This window comes from Kitasatospora sp. NPDC093806 (assembly GCF_040683335.1).
Lineage (GTDB): Bacteria > Actinomycetota > Actinomycetes > Streptomycetales > Streptomycetaceae > Kitasatospora.
In genome coordinates, this window is the sequence record NZ_JBFBDO010000004.1 from 1 (window position 1) to 17,940 (window position 17,940).

Genomic DNA, 17,940 nt, shown 5'->3' on the forward strand with positions numbered 1-17,940 from the left:
GCGTTGACTTTTGGCACGCTGTTGAGTTCTCAAGGAACGGACGCTTCCTTCAGGCGGCTTTCACACCGGCCCTCCGGGCGCTTCGTTCTTTCGTGCTTCAACCTTACCAGCTGTTTTCCACTCCGTTTTCCGGAGCTTCACTCAACCGACTCGGCTTTCCGCTTGCCCCCGCTCTCTCGCGGCGACTCCGGAACTGTACGGGGACCGGGCCGCCACATGCAAATCGCCCCCGCCCGGGGTCCGGGCGGGGGCGATCGGTGCGACTCGGGTGAGTGCTCAGCGGACCTCGGTGATCTCCGGGCCGCGGGCGAACGGGTCCAGCGCGGCGCTGCCGAAGCGGTTCTCGCCCTCGCCGGCGGCCGCGACCGCGCCGCCGCCGTCGGCGACCATCTGCGCGTCCTCGGGGAGCTTCAGGACGATCGGGTCGCGGGGCGCCATCGGGCTGTCGCCGCGGACGACGACCGTCTGCCGGAAGACCTGCTCCAGGATCCCGCCCATCTCGGGCTGGACGGCGGCCTGGCCGGAGATCACGCCGCGGAGGAACCAGCGCGGGCCGTCGCAGCCGACGAAGCGCACCAGCTGGACACCCTGCGTGCCGTCCGGCAGCTGGACCGGGACCTGGGCGCGGAGGTGCCAGCCCAGCGGGCCCTCCTCCTCCTCGACCACGCCGCCCTGCGAGGTGATGCCGTTGGCGATCTCCTCGCGGACCTCGCCCCAGATGCCCTCGGACTTGGGGGCCGCGAAGGCCTGCAGCTGGACGGCGCTGTTGCCGAGGACCAGCGTGGCGGCCACGATCGCGTCGCCCGCCACCTCGACCCGGAGCTCCATGCCCTCGACGCCCGGGACCAGCAGACCCCCGAGGTCCACCCGGCCCTCTTCGGGGTTCTCCAGCTCGGAGTGGTCCCACGGCCCGTCCGGACGCGGGGCCGGCGGCAGGCCGACCCGCTCGGCCGGGTCCAGGTCGGTCACGTTCTCGCTCTCGGCGGAACCTTCGACGTCATCGGCCGTCTCGTCGGCGCTGATGGCGTCGTCGGCGAGCTGCTCGACAGCGTCCTCGCTCTTCTGGCGACGACGGAACACGGTCACTGTCCTTCCCGGTCCAAGACCGATGCGAATACCTGCTCGGCTTCCTGCGAGGCCGCGGGCAGCCTAGACCGCGGCGTGGCCGCCGGTCGACCCGAACCCGCCCTCGGCGCGTGCCGACCCCGGCAGCTCGGCCACCTCGTGGAAGCGGGCCTTCTCGACCTGCTGGATGACCAGCTGGGCGATCCGGTCCCCTCGGCGGAAGCTGACGCCCTCACGCGGGTCCAGATTGACGACGATCACCTTGATCTCTCCACGGTACCCGGCATCGACCGTCCCTGGGGCGTTCACCAGAGCAACTCCGCAACGAGCTGCCAGCCCGGACCGGGGGTGGACGAACGCGGCGTAGCCGTCGGGCAGCGCGATGGCGATGCCGGTGGGCAGCACGACCCGCTCGCCGGGGGCCAGTTCGGCGTCGACGGTGGTCCGCAGGTCGGCGCCCGCGTCGCCGGGCTGCGCGTAGGCGGGCAGCGGCAGCTCGGGGTCGATCCGCCGGATCAGGACGTCGAGGGGCTCGCGGGGGGTGCTGCTCAAGGGTTCACCTCAAAGGTTCGGGCACGCTGCATCAGGTCGGGGTCGTCGAGGACCTTCTCGATGTCCTCGGGACGACCGTGCTTGGTGAAGTGTTCCAGCTTCACCTGGATGAAGAGTGCCTGTGCGCGCACCGCGAGCGGTCCCTCGGGGCCGCCGATCCTCGCCTCGGCGGCGCCGTAGACCTTTCGGCCGTGCACTCCGGTGACCCAGGCGCGCAGGTGCAGCACGGAGTCCACCGGGACCGGGGAGAGGAAGTCGGTCTCCAGCCGGCCGGTGACGCCCGGGGCGTGCAGCAGCCAGTTGAGCGAGCCGAGGATCTCGTCCATGGCCGTGGTCAGCAGGCCGCCGTGGGCCAGGCCGGGGCCGCCCTGGTGGGCCTCCCGGACGGTGAACTCGGCGGTGACGTCGAGACCCTCGCCGGCCACCGCGTCGATGCCCAGGCCGCCGGGGTGCTGCGGGCCGCAGCCGAAGCAGTGCTCGTAGTGCGAGCCGAGCCGGGTGCCGGGGGCGGGGGCCTGCGGGGCGCGCGGCGGGAGGACGGCCTCCGGCGGCGGCGTGGTGGGCGACGTGGTGGGCGACGGCGGCAGGGCCGTGCGGGCGGTGGGGGCCGTGGGGGCCGTGGGGGCTGTCGAACCGGTCACGGCGCCCCAGCCTACCGACCGGTAGTCGGCCCGCGGGCGGGGGTTGCGTCCCGGGCCGGGTGTAACGGCGCCCACAATGGAGGGCATGTACGACGAACGCCTCACCGTGCCGCGCTCCTGGTGGCTGTTCCCGGTCATGATCGGCCTCACGCTCGCCCTGATCCTGCTGCGTGCCAGCGCGCTGGGCGCCCTGGTCGGGCTGGTGGTCGGGATCGCCGCCGGCGCCGCCGCGATCAGCAGTTACGGCTCGGCCCGGATCCGGGTGGTCCAGGGTTCGCTGGTGGCCGGCCCGGCCCGGATCCCGGTGGACGCCCTCGGGGCCGCGCACCCGCTGAGCCCGGCGGAGGCCGCGGCCTGGCGGGGGCCGAAGGCCGACCCGCGGGCCTTCATGCTGCTGCGCAGCTACGTCCCGACGGCGCTGCGGGTCGAGGTGGACGACCCGACCGACCCGACGCCGTACCTCTATCTCTCGACCCGGTCGCCGATGAAGCTGGCCGAGGCCCTGGACGAGGCCCGCCGGGGCGCCCGCGCCTGAGCGCGCGCCCGAGCCCGCCCGGACGGAACCGGACGCGGGACGGGAAGCGGGAACGGGACCGGGGACGGTCCGGGCAAACGGAGAGGGACGGTACCGCCTGTGCGGCACCGTCCCTCTGCGTCTTCACACGACGCCTCTCCGTATGACCGTATGACTGGTGCGACCGCCGTGGCGGCCGCCGGAGCTGCCGTCCGGCCCCGCTGCCCGGGGCCGGAAGGGGCGTAGTACCGGTCCCGCGGAAACCGCGAGGCCCGAGTCATGGCCGCCCTGGTCCTCAGGCGCCGCAGTCCCGGCAGATCGGGTTGCCGTTCTTCTCGCTGTACAGCTGGCTGCGGTGGTGCACCAGGAAGCAGCTCATGCAGGTGAACTCGTCCGCCTGCCGGGGAAGGACCCGGACGGAGAGTTCCTCGTTCGAGAGGTCCGCGCCGGGGAGCTCCATGCCCTCGGCCGCCTCGAACTCGTCGACGTCGACAGAGCTGCCGCCCTTGTCGTTCCGACGAGCCTTGAGCTCCTCGATGCTGTCCTCGTTGAGCTCGTCGTCGGTCTTGCGCGGGGTGTCGTAGTCCGTTGCCATTTTTCGCTCTCCCCCTCCGGGTTGTGCGGTGTGTGCGGTATCTCCAGCGCACGTAACGCATGGGAGGTCGGTCTTGTGCCCGACCCGAGGCGGAGATTTTGCCTTACTTCAAGCCCCGTTACTCAATCGACACTCAGCCGGGGGTCCGTTGGGGTGATCCACTCGGGCGCGGAAGGCCTCACGCTGGGCCATCGCCGCGGCGCCCGGACGACCGCCCGGTGAATACGCTCCGTAAGCGAAGGCCCCTGAAGTACCCGCCAATTCCCTTGCCCACCAGGGCGGGGAGTCAATCCTCCGATCCGACCCCGATCACCGTTCCGCTCACGGACGGCGATCGGGGGCAGGGACAGCATGATCACGCTCCGGGGTTGTCCCGGATCGCGGAGCGACACGGTGTGACCTTGGTCACGTTCGCCGTCGGCCGGGGCAAACCGTGGAAAAACCGCCCAAGCTACTGTGCCGCCTGCCGGGCCGCCCGGCGAGCCAGCAGCGCCGCCTGCCGCTCCTCGAACTTGACCGCCTGGGCGTTCAGCCCGTCGAGGAAGACACCGAGCTCCTGCTGCGCCCGCGCGCCCTCCGGACCGAGGTCCGTGATGTCCATGACCTTGAGGTGGCGCAGCACCGGCTGCAGCACGTCGTCGTGGTGGATGCGCAGGTTGTAGACGCCGCCGAGGGCGATCTGGGCGGCGGCCCGCTCGAAGCCGGGGATGCCGTGGCCGGGCATCCGGAAGTCGGTCACCACGTCGGCGATGGCCCGCATGGCCTGGTCGGGGGCGATCTCCAGGGCGGCCTTCAGCAGGTTCCGGTAGAAGACCATGTGCAGGTTCTCGTCGTTGGCGATCTTCGCCAGCAGCTGGTCGCAGAGCGGGTCGCCGGCGTAGTGGCCGGTGTTGCGGTGCGAGATGCGGGTGGCGAGCTCCTGGAAGGCCACGTAGGCGACCGACTGCAGCATGCTGTGCGCGTTGTCGGACTCGAAGCCCTCCGACATGTGGACCATCCGGGCCCGCTCCAGCTCGACCGGGTCGACGGCCCGGGTGGTGAGCAGGTAGTCGCGAATGGCTATCCCGTGCCGGCCCTCCTCCGCCGTCCAGCGGTGCACCCACTCCCCCCAGGCGCCCGAGCGGCCGAACATGCTGGCGATCTCGTGGTGGTAGCTCGGGAGGTTGTCCTCGGTGAGCAGGTTGACCACCAGCGAGACCCGGCCGAGCGGGGTCACCTTGGACTGGCCGAGCTCCCAGGCCTCGCCGCCGAGCACGCCGTCGAAGTCGCGGCCCTGGCTCCACGGGATGAACTCGTGGGGCATCCACTCCTTGGCGACCTTCAGGTGGCGGTTGAGCTCCTGCTCGACGACCTCTTCGAGGGCCAGGATGAGCCGCGTGTCGGTCCAGGCGCTCGAACCGAGCGAGGTGCTGCGCTGCACGGGGGCGATGGTCACGGGTCTGGCTCCTGGGGGACGGGCACGCGCTGGGACGGGCGCGTTGGACGGGCACGCCGGAGTACGTACGGACCGCACTTACGGTTGCGTAGGTTACGACACCGTAAGTTGCCCGGGCCGGAAAAGACAAGCCGCCCCCGCCAGGCCTTATGTCGTCTTGACGGGCCTGGCGGGGGCGGCTGCGGATGGTCGGCGCACGGAGTCCGGCCCCCACCCGGGACCCCGCGGCGGCCCTCAGGAGGGCCGGGACGGGGTCGGGAGGGGGCCGGGAGGGGCCGGGACGGGTTCGGGGCTGCCTGGGCGCCTACGCGCCGGGGATTCGCACGCGCATGGTGAGGCCGCCGCCGGCGCGCGGCGTGGCCTCGATGGTGCCGTTGTGGGCCCGGACCACCGAGCGGACGATCGAGAGGCCGAGGCCGACCCCCTTGTCGCTGCGGGTCCGGTCGGCGCCCTTGACCCGGCGGAACGGTTCGAAGATGTGCTCCAGCTCGTAGCCGGGGACGACCGGGCCGGTGTTGGAGACGACCAGCTCGCCGCCGCCGGGCACCGGGCCGGTGGTGATCTCCACCCAGCCGTCGGGGGCGTTGTAGCGGACGGCGTTCTGCAGCAGGTTGAGCGCGATCCGCTCCAGCAGGACGCCGTTGCCGGCGACCAGCGCCGGGTGCAGCGAGGCGCGCAGGTCGACCTCGCGCTTGGCGGCCTCGGAACGGGTCTGCTCCAGCGCCCGGGTGGCCACCTCGGACAGCTCCACCGGGCGGCGGTCGGTCAGCTCGTTGTCGCTGCGGGCCAGCAGCAGCAGGCCCTCGACCAGCTGCTCGCTGCGCTCGTTGGTGGCCAGCAGGGTCTTGCCGAGCTGCTGGAGGTCGGTCGAGGCCTCCGGGTCGGAGAGCTGCACCTCCAGCAGGGTGCGGTTGATCGCCAGCGGGGTGCGCAGTTCGTGCGAGGCGTTGGCGACGAAGCGGCGCTGGGAGTCGAAGGAGCGGTCGAGCCGCTCCAGCATGTCGTCGAAGGTGTCGGCCAGCTCCTTGAGCTCGTCGTCCGGGCCGTCCAGCTCGATCCGCCGGTGCAGGTCGGAGGAGGCCACCTCGCGGGCGGTGCGGGTGATCCGGCCGAGCGGGCGCAGCACCCGGCCGGCCATCGCGTAGCCGGCCGCGAAGGCGATCACGGCGAGGCAGACCAGCATGGTGAGGGACTTGCGCAGCAGGTTGCTGAGCGCGCTGTTGGCCTGGTTGGTCTGGTAGGCCTCGATCCAGTTGTTGAAGCCCTGGGCCGACAGCTGCTGGCCGTCCGGGGTGACGAACGTCCACGGGACGTCGGAGCGGAGCGTGATGCTCGGCAGCCGGGTGTCGTGGAAGGACTGCCGGACGAAGACGTACATCACCAGCAGCAGCACCACGCCGGCCATCAGGAACATCCCGCCGTAGAGCAGGGTGAGCCGGATCCGGATGGTGGGGCGGAACGGCAGCCAGGCGAGCATGCCGTCGCCGGGGACGTAGGTGTCGCCGGCGGGGTGGTGCAGGCGGGGGGCGCGCGGCGGGTGGGCCGGCTTGGGCGGTACGGGCCGGTTGGGCACGGCGCGCCCGCCGGCGGGCGCGCCGGAGGGCCCGCCGGCCGGGGGCGGGGTGGTCATGATGGTCCTCTCGGGGCGTCCGCCGCGGCGGGCGCGTGGTGGGGGGCGGGAGCCGGACGGGCCGCGGGCCCGGTCGGGTCCGCGGGGGTCCGGTCAGGTCCGCCGGGATCCGGTCAGATCCGGTAGCCGGAGCCCGGCACGGTGACGATCACCGGCGGGTCGCCGAGCTTGCGGCGCAGCGTCATGACGGTGACGCGCACGACGTTGGTGAACGGGTCGGTGTGCTCGTCCCAGGCCTTCTCGAGCAGCTGCTCGGCGGAGACCACGGCGCCGCCGGCCCGCATCAGGACCTCCAGGACGGCGAACTCCTTGGGGGCGAGCTGGACGGGGCGCCCGTCGCGGATCACCTCGCGGCGGCCGGGGTCGAGCGAGATGCCGGCCCGCTCCAGGACGGGGGGCAGCGGGACGGTGGCGCGGCGGCCCAGGGCGCGGACCCGGGCGACGAGTTCGCTGAAGGCGAACGGCTTCGGAAGGTAGTCGTCCGCACCGATCTCCAGGCCCTCGACCCGGTCGCTGATGTCGCCGGAGGCGGTCAGCATGATCACCCGGGTGGCCAGGCCCTGGTCGACGACGCTGCGGCAGACGTCGTCGCCGTGGACCAGCGGCAGGTCCCGGTCGAGCACGACCACGTCGTAGTCGTTGACCGCGATGCGCTGGAGCGCGGCCTCCCCGTCGTACACCACGTCGACGGCCATCGCCTCGCGGCGCAGCCCGGTGGCGACTGCCTCGGCGAGCAGCTGCTCGTCCTCGACGACGAGAACCCGCACGGTTTTTGTCCCTTCTCCAGGCCGGCCCCGGAAGCGGACGCACGGCTCCGAACGTGCCTCCATCCTGCCTGGTCCTGCGGTAAAGCAGCGATAAGCTGCCGCGCGGGCACGGAGAGCGGCCGGCGCCGGGCGCGCGCGGCCGCCGCGCGGGGCGCGGAACGCGACCGCGGTTCGTGGCGGGAACACTCCGCTTGGACTGTGACCCGGGCAACTTTCTCGCGCCGGGAGGTTTCCCGGCCCGGGGGCTGGGGAGGACAGCTGCACACCCGCGATCTGGCGCCACGCCGATCGCACCCACCCGCCGTGCGTTCATCCGCGCCGGCCCTGGGGCTGGGGCGTCACCGGGAGCGGCCGAGGGCCGTCTCCGCGCCCGACCGGAGATCTTCACCGCCCGGATCGGACGCTTCCGCTGGCCACACCACCCTTGGGCGGGGGGCGCACGACCGTGCACGTCCGACACAGTAAGGGGGCCCGTATGGACGCCTTCACCGCCGGAATCCTGCAGCGCATCGCCAACGCCGAGCAGGACCTGCACCGCGCGATCGAGGCCGGGGACGAGTTCCTGGCCGAGGTGGAACAGTCCGAGCTGGACGACCTGCGCCGACTCGCCGCCGAACACGGCGTGGACACGGTGCTGGACCGCCACCGCACCGCCGCCTGACCCTCGACCAGCCCGACCCGACGCCGGACTTCCGGCACCAGCGGCCCTGCGGGGGCCGTGCGAAATCCCAGGCCCTGGCATCCCCCGTATGCCAGGGCTCTTCGCTGCCCCGAAGCGGTCCTGCAGCCCCGGGAAGCCGCCCGGAAGCCGCCCGTCCGCCGCCCGACGGGGCGGGGGCGGACGGCCGGGGGGCGGGGTCAGTCGGTCCAGGCGTGCAGCGCGGCGAGGCGCTCCTGGAGCGGCTCGTAGACCCCGGGGGCGGCGGCCACGGTGAGTTCGCCGTCCGGGCCGTGCCCGGGCCGGCCGCCGAGCAGGGCGCCCGCCTCGGCGGCGATCAGGCAGCCGGCGGCCCGGTCCCAGGGGGCCAGCCCGCGCTCGTAGTAGCCGTCCAGCCGGCCGGCGGCGACGTCGCACAGGTCGACCGCGGCGGCGCCGGCCCGGCGGATGTCGCGCACCTCGGGCATCAGGGCCAGCAGCACCTCGGCCTGCCGGACCCGCCGCTCCTTGAGGTAGCCGAAGCCGGTGGCGATCAGGGCCTGGCCCCAGGGCGGGGCCGGGCGGGTGGCCAGCGGACGGGTGGCCGGCGGGCCGCCGTCCAGGTGGGCGCCGCGGCCGAGGACGGCGTGGAACAGCTCGCCGCGCGCCGGGGCGTACACCACGCCGACCACCGCGCGCCCGTCCAGCTCGGCGGCCACGCTGACCGCCCAGGAGGGCAGGCCGTAGAGGTAGTTCACGGTGCCGTCGAGCGGGTCGACGACCCAGCGCACCCCGCTGGTGCCGGGGCGCTCGGCACCCTCCTCGCCGAGGTAGCCGTCGGCCGGCCGACGGGCGCCGATCAGCTCCAGGACGAGCTTCTCGGAGGCCAGGTCCATCTCGGTGACCACGTCGACCGGGCTGCTCTTGGTGGCCGCCACGGCCAGGTCGGCGGGACGGCCGTCGAGCAGCAGGGCGCCGGCCCGGCGGGCGGCATCCAGGGCGACGTCGAGCAGCTCGTCGAGCAGGGCGGGGTCGGGCGCGGCGGGGCTGGACACGGGATCTCCTCCGGGACGGGACGGGGTCAGCGCTCGGCGGCGGCCGGGCGGGGGGCGCGCGGGTTGGGGCAGCAGGCGACCGCGCAGACGTCGTGGCTCGGGCCGAGCGCGCCGAGCGCGCAGCGGGAAACCGGCTCGCCGCGCTCGGCGGCGGCCCGCTCCAGGACCAGCTCGCGGACCGCGGCGGTGAACCGGGCGTCGGCGCCGACGGTGGCGGCCCGGGCGACCGGCAGGCCGAGCTCGGCGGCCTTGGCCACCGCCTCGGTGTCCAGGTCGTACTTGACCTCCATGTGGTCGGAGACGAAGCCGATCGGGACCATCACCACGGCGGGGGCGCCGTCCGCGTGCTGGGCTTCCAGGTGGTCGCAGATGTCCGGCTCCAGCCACGGGACGTGCGGGGCGCCGCTGCGGCTCTGGTAGACCAGCTGCCAGGGCCGGTCGGCGACGCCGGTGCGCTCGGCGACGGCGGCGGCGACCAGCCGGGCCACCTCCAGGTGCTGGGCGACGTAGGCGCCGCCGGGGCGGCCGCGGGCCGGGTCGTCCGGGTCGCCGGAGGTCTCGGCCATGGTGTCCGGGATGGAGTGGGTGGTGAACGCCAGCCGGGCGCCGGCCCGGACCTCCTCGGGCAGCCGCTCCAGCGCGGCCACCGCGGCGTCGATCATCGGCTCGACGAAGCCGGGGTGGTCGAAGAAGTGGCGCAGCTTGTCGACCCGCAGCTCGGGCAGGCCCTCGGCGGCGAGCGCGGCCAGCGCGTCGGCGAGGTTCTCCCGGTACTGGCGGCAGCCGGAGTAGCCGGCGTAGGCGCTGGTGGCGAGGACGGCGATCCGGCGGTGGCCGTCGGCGGCGAGCTCACGCAGGGTGTCGACCAGGTAGGGCGCCCAGTTCCGGTTGCCCCAGTAAACCGGGAGGTCCAGGCCGTGCTCGGCGAAGTCCTTGCGCAGCGCGGCCAGCAGTTCGCGGTTCTGCTCGTTGATCGGGCTGACCCCGCCGAACAGGAAGTAGTGCTTGCCCACCTCCCGCAGCCGTTCCTTCGGGATGCCGCGGCCCCGGGTGACGTTCTCCAGGAACGGGACGACGTCCTCGGGGGCCTCCGGCCCGCCGAAGGAGAGGAGCAGCAGGGCGTCGTAGGGATCGGCGCCGGCGGGAGAGGTGTTGCGCGCGTCGGACATGCCACCGATCCTGCCACTGTGCGGCGGAGGGCCGGGTCCGGGGCGGCACCGGACGTCCGGAAAATACCGTTTGCCAAGGTTCGTAAGCTGTCTATGCCAGCCTTGTTCCTTACCCCACTGCGGAGCCCCCGTGCTGTCCAGCTACCGCCAGATCTTCGCCGCTCCCGGCACCCTGGCCTTCTCGTCCACCGGGTTCATATCCCGGCTGCCGATCTCCATGACGGGGATCGGCATCGTCACCATGCTGTCCGAGCTGAGGGGCTCGTTCGGCGTGGCCGGCCTGGTGTCGGCGACCATGGCGGTGGCCGCGGCGATCCTGGGGCCACAGGTGTCCCGGCTGGTGGACCGGCACGGGCAGCGCCGGATCGTGCTGCCGGCGATGGTGATCACGATGGCCGCCGCGGTCGGGCTGCTGCTCTGCGCCCGGCTGAAGGCACCGGACTGGACGCTCTTCCTGTTCGCCGCCGGGATGGGCGTGATGCCCAGCACCGGGGCGATGGTCCGGGCCCGCTGGGCGTACCTGTTCCGGGACGAGGCGCCGAAGCTGCACACCGCGTACTCCTTCGAGGCGGTGGTCGACGAGGTCTGCTTCATCGTCGGCCCGATCCTCTCGGTGATGCTGGCCACCGCCGTCTTCCCGGAGGCGGGCGTGCTGCTCGCCGGGGTCTTCCTGACGGTGGGCGTGCTGCTGTTCGCCGCCCAGCGGTCCACCGAGCCCCCGGTCCATCCGGCCGCCCGGCACGCCGGCAGCCCGGTGATCCTCAACCGGGGCCTCCAGGTGCTGATCCTGACCTTCGTGGCGACCGGCGCGATCTTCGGCTCGGTCGAGGTGGTCACCGTCGCCTACGCCAAGGCCCAGGGGCACACCGCGGTCTCCAGCTGGATCCTGGCGCTCTGGGCGCTCGGCTCCTGTCTGGCCGGCATGGTGTTCGGCACCCTGAAGCTCACCGGGTCGATGGCCGGCCGCTTCCTCGGCGGGGTGGCGTTCATGGCGGTCAGCATGGTGCCGCTGCTGGTGGTCGCCGAGTCGGTGAGCGGGATCGCCGGGCTGGCGGCGGTCGGCGGCGCGCTGCTGATCGCGGGCATCGCGATCTCCCCGACCCTGATCACCGCGATGGCGCTGGTCGAGCGGCTGGTCCCGGCCGCCCAGCTGACCGAGGGGATGACCTGGACCACCACCGGGCTGGCCCTCGGGGTCGCCACCGGCTCCTCGGTCGGCGGCTGGGTGATCGACGGGGCCGGCGCCGCCGCCGCGTACTGGGTGCCGCTGACCGCCGGGGTGTTCGGCGTGCTGGCCGCCCTGGCCGGGCTCGGCCGGCTGCGCGCCGGGCTGGCCGAGGGCGGGGCCGCCGAGCCCGCCGGCCAGACCGTAGACCTCGAACGCTGACCTGACTTACCCTCCTCCCTACCCGCGGCCTACCCGCGGGTAGGGATCAGGGACCATCAGGGATCGAGGTGCGCCGACACCGCGCGGCCACCGGAGTCGGAGGCGCCGCCATGCCGCAGGCCAGTACCGCAGCCCGTACCGCCCGCTGGACCAACTGGGCCGGCAACCAGAGCGCCCACCCGGCGAAGGTGGTCACCCCCGGGACGGCGGAGGAACTGGCCGAGGAGATCCTGCGCGCCGCCGACCGGGGGCGGACCGTCAAGGCGGTCGGCTCCGGGCACTCCTTCACCTCGATCGCCTCCGCCGGGGACGGCGTCCTGGTCCGCCCGCACGCGATGACCGCCGTCCGCGAGCTCGACCGGGCGGCCGGCACGGTCACCGTCGAGGCCGGACTCCCGCTGCACCGGCTGAACCGGCTGCTCGCCGCCGCCGGGCTCTCGCTCACCAACATGGGCGACATCGAGGTGCAGACCGTGGCCGGCGCCACCAGCACCGGCACCCACGGCACCGGCCGGGACTCCGGCTCGCTCGCCGCCCAGATCCGCGGACTGGAGCTGGTGCTCGCCGACGGCAGCGTCCGGCACTGCTCCCCCACCGAGGACCCGCGGCTGTTCGAGGCCGCCCGGCTCGGCCTCGGCGCGCTCGGCGTGATCACCGCGCTGACCTTCGCGGTGGAGCCGGCCTTCCTGCTCACCGCGCACGAGCAGCCGATGGGCTTCGACGAGGTGCTGGGCCGGCTGGACGAGCTCACCGCGGTCAACGAGCACTTCGAGTTCTACTGGTTCCCGCACACCGACCGGTGTTCCACCAAGCGGAACAACCGCAGCCTGGGACCGGCCGCCCCGCTGCCCCGGTTCAAGGAGTGGCTGGAGGACGACTTTCTCTCCAACACCGTCTGGGAGGGCGCCTGCCGGCTCGGCCGCCGCTTCCCCGGCTCGGTGCCCACCATCGCCTCGCTGGCCAGCCGGGCCTGGTCGGACCGCAGCTACACCGACACCGCTTACAAGGTGTTCACCAGCCCCCGCAAGGTCAGGTTCACCGAGATGGAGTACGCGGTGCCGCGGGCCGCGCTCGGCGGCGTGCTCCGCGAGCTGAAGGCGCTGGTCGAGCGGTCGGACTGGAAGATCAGCTTCCCGGTGGAGGTGCGGTTCGCGCCCGCCGACGACGTCTGGCTCTCCACCGCGCACGGCCGCGACACCGCCTACATCGCCGTCCACCTCTACCGGGGCACCGCCGAGCAGGGGTACTTCACCGGGGTGGAGCGGCTGATGGCCGCCCACCAGGGCCGGCCGCACTGGGGCAAGCTGCACACCCGGGACGCCGAGTACCTCGCCGGGGTCTACCCCCGGTTCGCGGACTTCACCGCGCTGCGCGACGAGCTCGACCCGGACCGCCGGTTCGGCAACGACTACCTGCGCCGGGTGCTGGGCGCCTAGGACCCGCTCCCGCCGGGAGCCGGGGGCGGGACGGCGGCGGCGCTCGGGGCCGGGGGCTTCGGGGTCGCGGCCCCGGACGGCTTGGCGGACGCGGCCCCGTCGCCGGTGGTCCCGCCGCCGGCCGGCGCGGAGGGCGTGGCCGAGGGGGCCGGCTCCCCGGTGGGACGGGCGGACGGGGTCGCGCTCGGCGTGCTGCTCGGCGTCGCGCTCGGTTCCGGGCCGGGCCCGGTCGAGGGCCGGGCCGTGGGAGCGTCGCTCGGACTCGTCCCCGGGCTCGGCCGTTCCGAGGGGGCGCCGCCCCGACCGGACGAGGGCGAGGGGACGGCGGACGGCCCCGAGGACGGCGCCTCGGCCGGCGGGGCGGCGGGCTTGCGCTCCACCCGGCCGCCCAGCGAGGTCCCGCTGCCCGAGGTACCGGTCACCGTCGCCGACACCGGCTGACCGGTCGCCAGCTCGAAGGCGAGGATCGGCACCATGGCCAGGGTGAAGACCAGCGCCGAGACCGCCGCGTAGGACCGCCAGGTCCACCGGCGGCGCGCCCGGACCACCCGCGGCGCGTTCCACTCCGAGGGCACCGACGACACCGGCGACACCGGCGACACCGACGGTGCCGGCGGGTCGGCCGGGGCCGGCTCCGGGGCCTGCCGCAGTCCGTTCGCCAGCTGCCCCGGTCCGGCGGTGCGGTCCACCGCATCGCGCAGCTGTTCCCCGGTCCGCTTGAACAGGTGTTGGAACACCGCGCCGCCGGTGGTCGCGCCGACGCTCACCACCGCCGCGCCCAGAATGGTGCCGTACACGCCGAGTTCGGACGCGAGCAGCGCCCCCACCACGGTGGCCAGCGCACTGGCCGCGACCTGAGCCACACTCAGATCAATTCGCCTGCGACCTTCCTTGCCGCCCTCCCCGGCGGGCCTCTCCTCCGACATCGACATCCCTCGGGTCCCTGCGACTGTCCTTCGAACAAGTCACTCCATCTTGCCCAAAGAAGGACACAAGGGACGAAAATGCGGTTGCAAGCGGGAGATATATGTGAAGATGATCACCGTTCACCGGCCGATCCTCGGCCATTGGGGTCGCGTGCTCTTGAGATTCCCGTGAATCGCGGGAGACTTGAGCGGCGAGCCGCCCCTTTGGATGCCACGAATGGAGTACTGTTCGTAAAGCCTGAGCCCTGGATCGACTTGTCGACTGCCCATCAGACGGCAGCTTGACAAGGAGCTATGGCACAGGCACGCACGGCGACGCCCGTCCCGGACCGTCGCGATCACTGCGCGTGCGAGGACGGCCGGGACACCCAGGCGCGACGTCGACGGATGGCGTGGCAAAAAGGCAACCGTGCCACAGCGGCGGGGCCGGGCGTAAGCCCGACACGCCGGGGAACTCAGCAAGGTTGTGGCCAGTCGCGAGCGGGCAGGCCACACTCAGTACGGGAGCAGCGACGCAGGTGACGTCGGCAGGCACCACCCGGGAGGTAACCGTGCCCGAACTGCGGGTTGTGGCCGTCAGCAACGACGGCACACGGCTGGTGCTCAAGGCCGCCGACAGCACGGAGTACACCCTCCCCATCGACGAGCGGCTGCGCGCCGCCATCCGTGGTGACCGTCCGCGCCTCGGCCAGATCGAGATCGAGGTCGAGAGCCACCTCCGCCCCCGGGACATCCAGGCGCGGATACGAGCCGGTGCCTCCGCCGAGGAGGTCGCCCAGGCCGCCGGCATCTCGGTCGACCGGGTCCGCCGCTTCGAGGGTCCGGTGCTGGCCGAGCGCGCCTTCATGGCCGAGCGCGCCCGCAAGACCGCGATCCGCCGGCACGGCGAGGCCCCCGGCCCGCAGCTGGGCGAGGCCGTGGCCGAGCGGCTGGCGCTGCGCGGCGCCGAGAAGGAGACCGAGCGCTGGGACTCCTGGCGGCGCGACGACGGCACCTGGGAGGTCATCCTCTCCTACCGGGCCGACGGCGAGGGCCGCAGCGCGGCCTGGACGTACGACCCGCCCCGGCGACTGGTCCAGCCCAACGACGACGAGGCCCGCGCGCTGATCGGCGAGACGGTCGAGCGCGAGGAGGAGTCGGTCTTCCCGTTCATCCCGCGGATCGCCCGGCTCCCGCAGGACCGGCCGCCGCGTCCGATGATCGACCGGCCGTCGGCGGACCGGATCATGTCGGCCCGCGAGGTGCGCGAGTCGCGCGAGGCCACGGCCGACGCGCGGGACTCGCTGACCAGCCTGCTGGACGTGGTGCCCGCGTTCCGCGGCGACCTGGCGGTCGGCGCGCCGCCGCCGATCGAACCGGTGGCCGCCGAGGTGGCCGAGGACGCGGAGGAGCCGGCGGCCGCCGCACCGGCGGTCGGCGCGGGCTCGGCGTACGCGGACATCCTGATGCCGCGTGCGGTCGCCCCGCACCGGGAGCGGCTGGTCGGCACCACCGACCGGCAGGCCGAGGCGGACGGCGTCCGGCCCGGGCGCCGGGCCACCGTGCCGAGCTGGGACGAGATCGTCTTCGGCAGCCGGCGCAAGAAGCAGGAATAGAGCCGTAGCGCGTGGAGAGGGGCGGGTGGCCGTGGCCACCCGCCCCTCTCCGTGCGACCGGGATCAGCCCGGCAGCTCGGTGACCGCGATCGGGCGGGTGCCGTCACCGGACCACTCGCTCCAGGAGCCCGGGTAGAGGGCGGCCGGCAGACCGGCCACCTCCAGGGCCAGGATCTGGTGCGCGGCCGTCACCCCGGAGCCGCAGTAGACGGCGGTCGCCCGCTCCCCCGCGCCGAGCCCGCGGAACCGCTCGGCGAGTTCGGCGGGCGGCAGGAAGCGGCCGTCCGGACCGACGTTCCCGGTGGTCGGCGCGGAGACCGCGCCCGGGATGTGGCCGGCCCGCGAGTCGATCGGCTCGCTCTCGCCCCGGTAGCGCTCCCCCGCCCGGGCGTCCAGCAGCAGCGCCTCCCGGGCCCAGGCCGCGGCGCCGTCGGCGTCGATCACCGGCAGCTGCCCCGGGACGGGCTTGAAGTCGCCGTCCCCGGCGGGCGGCACCTCGGTGGCGACCGGCAGGCCCGCCTCCTGCCAGGCGGCGAAACCGCCGTCCAGCACCCGGACGTCCCGGTGGCCGGCCCAGCGCAGCAACCACCAGGCGCGGGCGGCGGCCAGCGAGGTCGCGCCGTCGTAGACCACCACCGGGCGGTCGGCCGAGACGCCGAAGCGGCGCAGCGCGGCGCCGAACTCCTCCGGGTCGGGCAGCGGGTGGCGGCCGCCGTGCCCGGGCGGGCCGGCCGGGGCGGCGAGGTCGGCGTCCAGCGCGACGAAGTGGGCGCCGGGCAGGTGGCCGGCGGTGTAGTCCTCGATCCCGGGCGGGCCGCCGAGCTGCCAGCGCACGTCGAGCAGGACCGGCGGGCGCCCGGAGTCGAGCGCCGCGCGCAGCTCGGTCACCGAGACCAGCGGGGAGTCTTCGTGAGGGGTGGTCATGGCGCTCATTCTGGCGCAGCGCGTCAAGTGCTCGGGCGAGCTGAGGCACGGCCCTCTCTCTTTGTGCGGTCTTTGCCGGATTTTCCGCGCGGCCCGAGGGTTCGGCGCGTGCCACGGTGGAAGCATCATCCTCACTGTGCCGTTTCGTGCGACGACCGCCTGTGAGGAGATCTGTCATGCCCGCGCTGACACTCCGGCTGGCCCAGGGCACCCCGTGCTGGGTCAGCCTGACGACCGACGACCTGCCCGGTGCCCGGGCGTTCTACGGCGAACTGCTCGGCTGGGACTTCGCACCGGGGCCGGGGCAGCTCGGGGAGTACGTCCGGGCCCGGGTGGGCGCGGAGGCGGTGGCCGGGCTCGGGGTGTCCGAGGTGACCGGCTTCCCGGTGCAGTGGACCACCTACTTCGCGGTGGACAGCGCGGACCGGGCGGCCCAGCTGGTCCGGGAGTGCGGCGGGACGGTCGCGGTCGGGCCGCTGCAGGCGGAGCGGGCCGGGCGGCTGGCGATCGCGGCCGACGTCTCCGGCGCGGTGTTCGGGCTCTGGCAGGGCGAGGAGCACCTCGGCCGGGAGGCCGGGCCCGCGCCGGGCGGGCCCGCCTGGGCGGAACTGCTCACCCCGGACGCGGACGGCGCGGCGGTCTTCTACCGCGCGGTGCTCGGGGTGCCGGTGGCGCCGGCCGAGGGCGGGTCGGCGCTGCTGGTCGACGGCCGGCCGGTGGCCGGGATCCGGCGCGGGGCCGAGCTGCGCGGCCACCCGCCGCGCTGGCGCACGCACTTCGCGGTGGCCGACGTCGAGGCGACGGCGCGCCGGGCGGTGGAGCTGGGCGGCGCGGTGCTGGTGGCGCCGCGGCACACCGGCCGCGGGCCGACGGCCCGGCTGGCCGACCCGCGCGGCGGGCACTTCTCGGTGCTGGAAGTGCCTTAGGCCTGCTGCTCCTCGAAGGGGAGGACGTCCGGGGAGAGGACGGCGGCGCGGGCGGTGGCGGCGGTGAGCCGGCGGCGGTGGTGGCGGCGGCAGAGCACCTCGTAGCCGACCTCGTCCTGGCTGACCGAGATGTCGCCGATCACCACCTGCGCCCCCTCGACCACCATCACCCCGCCGACCGTGCGGGCGTTGTGGGTGGCGCGGGCGCCGCACCAGCAGAGCGCCTCGACCTGCAGCACCTCGACCCGGTCGGCCAGTTCGATCAGCCGCTGCGAGCCGGGGAACAGCCGGGTGCGGAAGTCGGTGGTGATGCCGAAGGTGTAGACGTCGATGTCGAGTTCGTCGACCACCCGGGCGAGCTGGTCGACCTGGTCCGGGGCGAAGAACTGGGCCTCGTCGCAGATCAGGTAGTCGACCCGGCCGCCGGCCGAGAGGCGGTGCACCACGTGGGCGTGGAAGTCGAAGTCGTCGGCCACCTCGACCGCGTCGGCGCGCAGGCCGAGGCGGCTGGAGATGGTCGCCGCGCCGGCCCGGTCGTTGCGGGTGAGGATGATCCCCTGCCGGCCGCGGGCGGCGTGGTTGTGGTCCATCTGGAGCGCGAGCGTCGACTTCCCGCAGTCCATCGTGCCCGAGAAGAACACCAGTTCAGCCATGGGTGGTGCAAAGGCCTTTCACATCAGGGGAGT

Annotated in this window: 18 protein-coding genes; 6 read left to right on the forward strand and 12 right to left on the reverse strand. The window is 73.9% G+C overall.

The genetic code is table 11. The features are described 5' to 3' along the window. Positions 1-276: 276 nt before the first annotated feature. The 3 genes from AB0N76_RS04475 to AB0N76_RS04485 form a co-directional block, all read right to left on the reverse strand. Entirely contained in the window at positions 277-1,080 is an 804-nt protein-coding gene (locus AB0N76_RS04475; protein ID WP_363553061.1) for a DUF3710 domain-containing protein, read from the reverse strand. 69 nt (positions 1,081-1,149) lie between these two features. Next, a complete protein-coding gene (dut, locus tag AB0N76_RS04480; protein WP_363553063.1) occupies positions 1,150-1,617 on the reverse strand; it encodes a dUTP diphosphatase in 468 nt (155 codons plus the stop codon). Beyond that, complete coding sequence (locus AB0N76_RS04485; RefSeq protein ID WP_363553331.1) at positions 1,614-2,204, reverse strand: PaaI family thioesterase; 591 nt, start codon at positions 2,202-2,204, stop codon at positions 1,614-1,616. The genes dut and AB0N76_RS04485 overlap by 4 nt, the downstream gene beginning before the upstream one ends. 130 nt (positions 2,205-2,334) lie before the next feature. Between AB0N76_RS04485 and AB0N76_RS04490 the strand changes: the two genes are divergently transcribed. Continuing rightward, on the forward strand, positions 2,335-2,793 hold the full coding sequence (locus AB0N76_RS04490; protein ID WP_363553065.1) for a DUF3093 domain-containing protein: 459 nt from the start codon (positions 2,335-2,337) through the stop codon (positions 2,791-2,793). 274 nt (positions 2,794-3,067) lie between these two features. Here AB0N76_RS04490 and AB0N76_RS04495 read toward each other — a convergent pair whose 3' ends face one another. From AB0N76_RS04495 to AB0N76_RS04510, 4 genes are all read right to left on the reverse strand, one after another. Further along, positions 3,068-3,367: a DUF4193 domain-containing protein gene (locus tag AB0N76_RS04495; protein ID WP_327681335.1), complete on the reverse strand. Its 300-nt coding sequence runs from the start codon at positions 3,365-3,367 to the stop codon at positions 3,068-3,070. A 451-nt stretch (positions 3,368-3,818) separates the two neighbouring features. Continuing rightward, entirely contained in the window at positions 3,819-4,802 is a 984-nt protein-coding gene (locus AB0N76_RS04500; RefSeq protein WP_363553067.1) for an acyl-ACP desaturase, read from the reverse strand. A gap of 304 nt (positions 4,803-5,106) precedes the next feature. Further along, positions 5,107-6,279: a HAMP domain-containing sensor histidine kinase gene (locus AB0N76_RS04505; RefSeq protein WP_363553333.1), complete on the reverse strand. Its 1,173-nt coding sequence runs from the start codon at positions 6,277-6,279 to the stop codon at positions 5,107-5,109. A 266-nt stretch (positions 6,280-6,545) separates the two neighbouring features. Next, entirely contained in the window at positions 6,546-7,199 is a 654-nt protein-coding gene (locus AB0N76_RS04510) for a response regulator transcription factor (RefSeq protein ID WP_148642660.1), read from the reverse strand. Between the two features lie 475 nt (positions 7,200-7,674). Here AB0N76_RS04510 and AB0N76_RS04515 point away from each other — a divergent pair, with 475 nt between their 5' ends. Further along, a complete protein-coding gene (locus tag AB0N76_RS04515; RefSeq protein ID WP_363553069.1) occupies positions 7,675-7,860 on the forward strand; it encodes a hypothetical protein in 186 nt (61 codons plus the stop codon). Positions 7,861-8,057: 197 nt separating this feature from the next. On the opposite strand, the gene AB0N76_RS04520 is transcribed toward AB0N76_RS04515, so the two are convergent. Both AB0N76_RS04520 and AB0N76_RS04525 read right to left on the reverse strand, forming a co-directional pair. Beyond that, complete coding sequence (locus AB0N76_RS04520; RefSeq protein WP_363553071.1) at positions 8,058-8,891, reverse strand: inositol monophosphatase family protein; 834 nt, start codon at positions 8,889-8,891, stop codon at positions 8,058-8,060. A gap of 26 nt (positions 8,892-8,917) precedes the next feature. Next, on the reverse strand, positions 8,918-10,060 hold the full coding sequence (locus AB0N76_RS04525; RefSeq protein ID WP_363553073.1) for a ferrochelatase: 1,143 nt from the start codon (positions 10,058-10,060) through the stop codon (positions 8,918-8,920). A 130-nt stretch (positions 10,061-10,190) separates the two neighbouring features. Between AB0N76_RS04525 and AB0N76_RS04530 the strand changes: the two genes are divergently transcribed. After that, positions 10,191-11,447, forward strand: coding sequence for an MFS transporter (locus AB0N76_RS04530; protein ID WP_363553075.1), 1,257 nt, complete (start codon positions 10,191-10,193; stop codon positions 11,445-11,447). A gap of 110 nt (positions 11,448-11,557) precedes the next feature. Continuing rightward, complete coding sequence (locus AB0N76_RS04535; RefSeq protein WP_363553077.1) at positions 11,558-12,883, forward strand: D-arabinono-1,4-lactone oxidase; 1,326 nt, start codon at positions 11,558-11,560, stop codon at positions 12,881-12,883. On the opposite strand, the gene AB0N76_RS04540 is transcribed toward AB0N76_RS04535, so the two are convergent. Further along, positions 12,880-13,746: a hypothetical protein gene (locus tag AB0N76_RS04540; protein WP_363553079.1), complete on the reverse strand. Its 867-nt coding sequence runs from the start codon at positions 13,744-13,746 to the stop codon at positions 12,880-12,882. The genes AB0N76_RS04535 and AB0N76_RS04540 overlap by 4 nt on opposite strands. A gap of 581 nt (positions 13,747-14,327) precedes the next feature. Here AB0N76_RS04540 and sepH point away from each other — a divergent pair. Further along, the gene (sepH, locus tag AB0N76_RS04545; RefSeq protein ID WP_363553081.1) at positions 14,328-15,404 is read left to right on the forward strand and encodes a septation protein SepH; all 1,077 of its coding nucleotides are present in this window, start codon (positions 14,328-14,330) and stop codon (positions 15,402-15,404) included. A 63-nt stretch (positions 15,405-15,467) separates the two neighbouring features. On the opposite strand, the gene AB0N76_RS04550 is transcribed toward sepH, so the two are convergent. Beyond that, positions 15,468-16,328, reverse strand: coding sequence for a sulfurtransferase (locus AB0N76_RS04550; RefSeq protein ID WP_363553083.1), 861 nt, complete (start codon positions 16,326-16,328; stop codon positions 15,468-15,470). A gap of 176 nt (positions 16,329-16,504) precedes the next feature. Here AB0N76_RS04550 and AB0N76_RS04555 point away from each other — a divergent pair, with 176 nt between their 5' ends. Further along, positions 16,505-17,254, forward strand: coding sequence for a VOC family protein (locus AB0N76_RS04555; RefSeq protein ID WP_363553085.1), 750 nt, complete (start codon positions 16,505-16,507; stop codon positions 17,252-17,254). On the opposite strand, the gene AB0N76_RS04560 is transcribed toward AB0N76_RS04555, so the two are convergent. After that, positions 17,251-17,907: a thymidine kinase gene (locus AB0N76_RS04560; protein ID WP_363553087.1), complete on the reverse strand. Its 657-nt coding sequence runs from the start codon at positions 17,905-17,907 to the stop codon at positions 17,251-17,253. The genes AB0N76_RS04555 and AB0N76_RS04560 overlap by 4 nt on opposite strands. Between the last annotated feature and the right edge of the window lie 33 nt (positions 17,908-17,940).

Coding starts and splice junctions, on each gene's coding strand:
- AB0N76_RS04490 (WP_363553065.1), top strand. CDS start 2,335: ATGGAGGGCATGTACGACGAACGCCTCACCGTGCCGCGCTCCTGGTGG.
- AB0N76_RS04495 (WP_327681335.1), bottom strand. CDS start 3,367: ATGGCAACGGACTACGACACCCCGCGCAAGACCGACGACGAGCTCAAC.
- AB0N76_RS04505 (WP_363553333.1), bottom strand. CDS start 6,279: ATGCTCGCCTGGCTGCCGTTCCGCCCCACCATCCGGATCCGGCTCACC.
- AB0N76_RS04515 (WP_363553069.1), top strand. CDS start 7,675: ATGGACGCCTTCACCGCCGGAATCCTGCAGCGCATCGCCAACGCCGAG.
- AB0N76_RS04525 (WP_363553073.1), bottom strand. CDS start 10,060: ATGTCCGACGCGCGCAACACCTCTCCCGCCGGCGCCGATCCCTACGAC.
- AB0N76_RS04535 (WP_363553077.1), top strand. CDS start 11,558: ATGCCGCAGGCCAGTACCGCAGCCCGTACCGCCCGCTGGACCAACTGG.
- AB0N76_RS04550 (WP_363553083.1), bottom strand. CDS start 16,328: ATGACCACCCCTCACGAAGACTCCCCGCTGGTCTCGGTGACCGAGCTG.
- AB0N76_RS04555 (WP_363553085.1), top strand. CDS start 16,505: ATGCCCGCGCTGACACTCCGGCTGGCCCAGGGCACCCCGTGCTGGGTC.
- AB0N76_RS04560 (WP_363553087.1), bottom strand. CDS start 17,907: ATGGCTGAACTGGTGTTCTTCTCGGGCACGATGGACTGCGGGAAGTCG.